At 65.2% G+C, this 6010-nt stretch carries 6 protein-coding genes, 1 tRNA gene and 1 pseudogene; 7 read left to right on the top strand and 1 reads right to left on the bottom strand.

Features of this window, described 5'->3' with window-relative positions; translation table 11 throughout:
• Positions 1–9: 9 nt before the first annotated feature.
• A pseudogene (locus CH256_RS03375) lies at positions 10–1044 on the top strand (dipeptidase); the annotation flags it as partial.
• Here CH256_RS03375 and bcp read toward each other — a convergent pair.
• Positions 1033–1506, bottom strand: coding sequence for a thioredoxin-dependent thiol peroxidase (gene bcp / locus CH256_RS03370; protein ID WP_032375973.1), 474 nt, complete (start codon positions 1504–1506; stop codon positions 1033–1035). The pseudogene CH256_RS03375 and the gene bcp overlap by 12 nt on opposite strands.
• 77 nt (positions 1507–1583) lie before the next feature.
• On the opposite strand from bcp, the gene CH256_RS03365 reads away from it, so the two are divergent.
• The 6 genes from CH256_RS03365 to CH256_RS03345 all read left to right on the top strand — a co-directional run bounded on the left by CH256_RS03365 (position 1584) and on the right by CH256_RS03345 (position 5920).
• A complete protein-coding gene (locus CH256_RS03365) occupies positions 1584–1805 on the top strand; it encodes a DUF3618 domain-containing protein (protein WP_032375974.1) in 222 nt (73 codons plus the stop codon).
• Positions 1806–1897: 92 nt separating this feature from the next.
• Positions 1898–1971 (top strand) — tRNA-Lys (locus CH256_RS03360).
• A gap of 134 nt (positions 1972–2105) precedes the next feature.
• Positions 2106–3287, top strand: coding sequence for a lipase family protein (locus CH256_RS03355; RefSeq protein WP_179271985.1), 1182 nt, complete (start codon positions 2106–2108; stop codon positions 3285–3287).
• A gap of 340 nt (positions 3288–3627) precedes the next feature.
• Positions 3628–3798, top strand: coding sequence for a hypothetical protein (locus CH256_RS27930; RefSeq protein WP_156516187.1), 171 nt, complete (start codon positions 3628–3630; stop codon positions 3796–3798).
• An 82-nt stretch (positions 3799–3880) separates the two neighbouring features.
• The gene (locus tag CH256_RS03350; protein WP_068049968.1) at positions 3881–4909 is read left to right on the top strand and encodes an LLM class flavin-dependent oxidoreductase; all 1029 of its coding nucleotides are present in this window, start codon (positions 3881–3883) and stop codon (positions 4907–4909) included.
• A gap of 114 nt (positions 4910–5023) precedes the next feature.
• Entirely contained in the window at positions 5024–5920 is an 897-nt protein-coding gene (locus CH256_RS03345) for a universal stress protein (RefSeq protein ID WP_068049969.1), read from the top strand.
• Positions 5921–6010 lie beyond the last annotated feature (90 nt).

Raw genomic sequence — 6010 nt, 5'->3', positions numbered from 1 at the left:
CAGTGAGCCTTCGATCTGACTGAACGGGACGGTCGTTGGTACGGGCGGGGTTCGGCGGACTGCAAGGGCAACGTGATCATGCATCTGCTGGCGCTACGGGCGCTGGGGGAGTCGCTCGAGGTCGGCGTGCGGATCGTCTGCGAGGGTTCGGAGGAGATGGGCACCGGCGGGTTGGAAGCGCTCGTGGAGCAGCGCCCCGAACTGTTTTCGGCAGACATGGTGGTCATCGCCGATACCGGCAACGCAAAGGTGGGTTTGCCGACGGTCACCACCACGCTCCGCGGTATCGCCAACGTGGTGGTGCATGTGGAAACCCTTGCCGGAGAGGTGCACTCGGGCATGTACGGCGGGCCAGCACCCGATGCGCTCGCCGCACTGGTGCAGGTGCTCTCGACGTTGCGCAACGAGCACGGCGACACCGTGGTCGACGGACTCGACGGAACGCAGACCTGGGACGGGGTCGAGTACGACGCCGAGCAGTTCCGTGCCGATGCCGGCGTGCTCGATGGCGTCGGGCTGGCGGGTTCGGGTTCGGTGGCCGAGGCGGTGTGGGCGCGGCCTGCTCTGACGATCCTGGGGATCGACTGCCCACCGGTCGTGGGGTCGGCTGCGGCGATCTCGCCACGTGCGTCGGCACGGCTGAATTTGCGGGTGCCGCCGGGGATGGATCCGCAGCGGGCTCAGGATGCGTTGGTGGCTCATCTGGAGGCGCGTACGCCATGGAATGCGCGCGTCACCGTCGAGCGTGAGGCCATCGGGTCGCCGTTTCGGGCCAGGACCGATGGGCCGGGTTACGCGGCGTTGTCCGAGGCGTTGGAGGAGGCCTTCGGGCATCCGATGGGGACGGCCGGTCAGGGCGGGTCGATTCCGCTGTGCAACGCGTTGGCCCAGGTGCTGCCGGACGCCGAAATCGTGCTGATGGGCGTCGAGGAACCTCGGTGCCGGATCCACGCTCCCAACGAGAGCGTGGACCCGACGGAAATAGAGAAGATGGCCGTCGCCGAGGCGTTGTTCCTGCGGCGGCTCGCAGGGTCAGACAGCTAGATCGCGGCGGAGCTTGGCGACGTGGCCGGTGGCGCGGACGTTGTACTGCGCCACCTCGATCTTGCCTGCTTCGTCGACGAGGAACGTGGAGCGGATGACGCCCTCGTAGACCTTGCCGTAGTTCTTCTTCTCCCCGAATGCGCCCCACGCCTGCAGGGTCGTCTTCTCCTCGTCGGAGAGCAGCGGGAACGTCAGCTCTTCCTTGTCGCGGAACTTGGCGAGCTTGGCCGGCTTGTCGGGGGAGATGCCGATGACTTCGAGGCCTTCGCCGTTGAGCTCGGCGAGACTGTCGCGGAAGTCGCAGGCCTGCTTGGTGCAGCCCGGGGTGCTCGCGGCGGGGTAGAAGTACACGATCACCTTCTTGCCTGCGTAGTCGGCGAGGGAGACGTCGTTGCCGTCGGCATCGGGCAGGGTGAACGCCGGAGCGGTGTCGCCCGGCTCGAGCTTGCTGTATTCGGTCACCGCACGAGAGTATCGAAATATCGCCGTGCTCTAGGCTCGACTGCGACCGAGACTATTTGCAACAAGTTGGAGGACACGTGGCCAAGGACACCGACCGAATCGAGCGCGAGATCGAGGCCGCTCGCAATCAGCTCGCCAGCACCCTGGACGAGCTGAGCGTCCGTGCCAGCCCCAAGAACATCGTCGCCAACACCAAGCAGTCCGTGGTGGCCAAGCTCAACGAGCCGGCAGTGAAGTTCACCCTCCTCGGAGTGGGCGCAGTGGTGGCAGTTCTCGTGGTTCGCAGGATCTTCAACTGACACGACAGGCGCTCCGACCAGCCGATTTCACATCTGGCGGCATCTGCTGTTAATGTTTCTCCCGCACCGCAGAGAACACGCGGTGCGGATCGGCGCCATTAGCTCAGTTGGTTAGAGCAGCTGACTCTTAATCAGCGGGTCCGGGGTTCGAATCCCTGATGGCGCACAACGAATGCCCTTGCCAGTGAAAACGCTGGCAGGGGCATTTTTTGTGGTACATCATCGACCAAGACATGGGTGTCGCAAATCCGCGAATACAGAATGCGGACCCGCACTTCGGACCGCATACTGGCTCGCGACATGAGACTGCCTTTCGTCACCCTCGCCCTGTCCGTTCTTGTCGGGTGCCTCGCTCTCTCGGCCGCACCCGCCTCGGCGGCTCCCGGTGGTGCCGATTTCTACAGTGAGCCCGTCGTAGGCCTGGGGGCATACGCACCCGGGTCCATCCTGCGCCGAGAATCCGTGCCACAGCTCGACGTTCTGGGATCGCACACCGAGCGCATTCTGTACCGGTCGGCCGATCCTCGCGATCGTGCGGTGGCTGTGTCGGGGCTGCTGGTCACGCCGACGCGTGCGTGGTCCGGTCCCGGGCCCCGGCCCGTGATCGCTTATGCGCCAGGCAGTTACGGGGTTGCCGATCGTTGCTCGGGCTCCTCGGAGCTGGGACTGACAACCACGATGCCGGCACTGCTGCCACTACTGGCGCGGGGGTACCAGGTGGTCACGACGGACTATCAGGGGCTGGGAACCCCCGGCGAATACGAGTTTCTGGGTCGGGTCGCCAGTGCCCGCGCCGTGCTGGACTCGGCACGGGCTGCGGCAGGGGAGACCGACGCGCCTGTCGTGCTCTACGGATACTCGGCGGGCGGCGTCGCGTCGGCCGCTGCTGCAGAGCTCGCGTCCACCTACGCGCCCGACGTCTCTGTGGTCGGTGCATTCGTCGGTGCCGCACCGACCGATCCTGTGTTGCGCGTCGAGGGCCAGGACGGATCCGAGTCCGCCGCGACGATGCTGTACACGATCGGGGGCCTGATCGGCGCTCACCCCGACCGGGCCGAACAGATCCGGGCTCTGTTCAACGATCGCGGACGGGCAGCCCTCGATGCGGCGCAGGATTTCTGCACGGTCGACGCTCTCACCTACGGACCGTTGCGATCCGAGGATCTCACTGCTGACGGCTCTTCCCTGGGAACGCTCATGACCGGGCCCGTGCTGGGTCCGATGACGCAGGAGAACACCATCGGGTTCACCGCGCCCGTCGCACCCGTGATGATCGTGCACGGCGTTCACGACGCCTCCGTCGAGATCGAGCAGAGCCGAATCCTGGTGCAGCGTTGGCGCGCCGCAGGCGCCACCGACATCACCGTCCGGGAGTTCGACTTCGGAACCGGTTGGGTGCCCGCAGTCGACCACACGGCCGCGAACGTCGCTGCCTACCCCGAGCTGATCGGGTGGATGGATCGACTCGTCACACCGGCGTAGCTCGACGCTCTAGCCGTCGTACGTGATGTAGGTCACGTCAAACTGATGTGTGTTTGCTCCGTTCCGATTCGACTTATCGATCGTGCCGGGTCATTTCACCGGCTATTCGCAGGGTTCTACCGCTTCAGAGAAAGGGACCGAGAATGACCGTCATCGGAAACGGGGCCGCCGTATGAGTGGCCGCAGAAGTCTCTCCAGCCGACTCTTCGAGGGTCTGGGCCGCGTCACGTGGGGCTACGGCAAGCGGAAGCTCGACGAGCGTCGCGCACGCAAACGCGGACGCCGGTAAGCCGAACGCTGGGCGTCCGATTTCGGCACCCTCGATCGGTACGGTGCACGTATGTACGGATTCGAGGTGGGCGACGGAGTCACACCGCTGAGTGGGCCCATGGCAGGTATGTACGGAACCGTGGTCTGGTTCTACGAGGACAAGCAGCAGTTGCTCGTTCGTTTCGGCGCATCACAGCAGATGTACTACGCGGCGGACGAGCTGAAACGATGGGGCGAGTAGCTGCCAGCTCGACACCCATCGGAATAATTGAATCTTCACCGATGCTGTTGGAGTCGACCACCCCGAACCGAAAGGCCCCACCATGCATCTGGGCGTAGACAGTTTCGTCTCTTCCGTGACCGACCCGACCGACGGTCGGGTGATCGCTCCCGAGGAGCGAATGGGTCACCTGCTGGAAGAGATCGCCCTCGCAGATCAGGTCGGGCTCTACTCGTTCGGTATCGGCGAGCACCACCGCAGCGAGTACTACGACTCGGCTCCGTCGATCATTCTCGCCGCAGCAGCCGCGCGGACCGAGAACATCCGGCTCGGCAGCGCAGTCAAAGTGCTGAGCGCCGACGATCCGGTCCGGGTCTTCCAGGAGTTCGCCACCCTCGATCTGATCTCCAAGGGCCGGATCGATCTCGTCGTGGGACGCGGATCCTTCACCGAATCGTTCCCGCTGTTCGGCCTCGACCTGGCAGATTACGACTCGCTGTTCGCCGAGAAGCTCGACCTCTTGCTGCAGATCCGGGACAACGTCGAGGTGACCTGGTCCGGTCGGCACCGCCCGGCGCTGAACCGTCAGGGCATCTACCCACGTCCGCTGCAGGAACCGTTGCCGATCTGGGTCGGGGTCGGTGGGACGCCCGAGTCCTTCGCTCGCGCAGGGCTTCTGGGGCTCCCGCTGATGATCGCCATCATCGGCGGAGAACCACGACAATTCGCCCCGCTCGTCGACCTCTACCGTCGCGCCGGAGCGCAGGCGGGCCATCCGCCGGAGCAGCTGAAGGTGGGACTGCACGTGTTCGGCTTCGTTGCCGAGACCACGACGGCCGCAGCAGACACCATCTACCCCGGCTGGAACGAGATGTTCACCAAGATCTCTCGGGAGCGCGGATTCGCGCGGCCCAGTCGGCAGCAATTCGACGCCACCGCCGGACCAAACGGTGCGTTCTTCATGGGAGATCCGAAGACGGTGGCCGACAAGATTCAGCGAGTGAGCGAACAACTGGGCGGAGTGGATCGACTGTCGTTGCAGATGACCAATCCGCGGCTGGCACACAGCGACCTGCTGCGCGGCATCGAGCTACTCGGCACCGAAGTGGCGCCCCTGGTTGCCGGGGCCTAGCGGCCTCGACCCGAAATACCCGGCACACCGGTGGCCAAATGCCCTAGTGGCGCGTCGCCAGGGCAGCGATCGTGGGAGACGACGTAGAAACCGTCTTCGGCCAACGGAGGAACGATGGACCACACGATCGCAGCAACAACATTCGACGGACCGCTCGCGGTCGTTGTCGACGGCTCGCCCACGGACAAGGGGGTGGCCGAATGGGCGGCGCATTTCGCTCGGGCGGCATCGACATCGGTGCACCTCGTCCACGGTGCACCGAAGGACGAGTGGAGTGCGGCCGTCGCCGCCGAGCTGAACACCACCGACTTCCCGACTCGGCTGCGGCAGGAGGGTGAAGGCGTACTCGCCCGCGCCGTCGACGTAGTGCACGGAGTCGATCCCCAGGTGACGGTGAAATCGGAGGTGTCCGAGCTGTCGGCTGCACGTATGGCGAAGGCACTCTCCGCGGACGCGGCGATGCTCGTCGTGGGCGCGTGCGAGTCGGGGCCGTTGCGCGACATCGTCTTCGGGTACTCGACGACGGCAATCGTCAACGCCGCGACCTGTCCGGTGCTGGTATGGCACGAGCGTCGCGACGACTCCGGGGCCGAACCGGCCCCTGTCGCGGTGGGGGTCGATGGATCCGAGCCGTCGAAGCGCGCACTGTCGGCAGCGTTCGAGATGGCGAGCATCCTGGGTGCGGAGCTGCTCGCCGTCCACGTGGGCGCGGTGCACGAAACCGATCAACTCGACTACGGTCCCTCGGTCGACTGGCAGCACCTTCGTGAGGCAGAACGAAAGTGGTTGCAGGCCAACGTCGACACCTACCGGGACAAGTATCCGACGGTGCCGGTTCGGGCCGTGTCCGTCGGTGCCTCGGCGGCACACGAACTTCGGTCGATCTCCGCTACGTCCCAGGTGTTGGTAGTGGGAAGCCGCGGCCGAAATCGTTTCACCGCAGCGATATTGGGATCAGTGAGCCAGAACTTGGTGCATCACTCCGAATGCCCGGTTCTGGTGGTGCACTGACAACGCCGCCTAGTTCGAGACCCATTCCATTTCGTCGACGCCTGCGACAGGCGTCAGTAGGGAACGGACCTCACCGGCGTACATGGTGCG

The organism is Rhodococcus sp. 05-2254-6, assembly GCF_002258565.1.
GTDB lineage: Bacteria > Actinomycetota > Actinomycetes > Mycobacteriales > Mycobacteriaceae > Rhodococcoides.
Note: the sequence above shows the minus strand (reverse complement) of the source record. Positions and strands in the feature narration are given on the sequence as shown.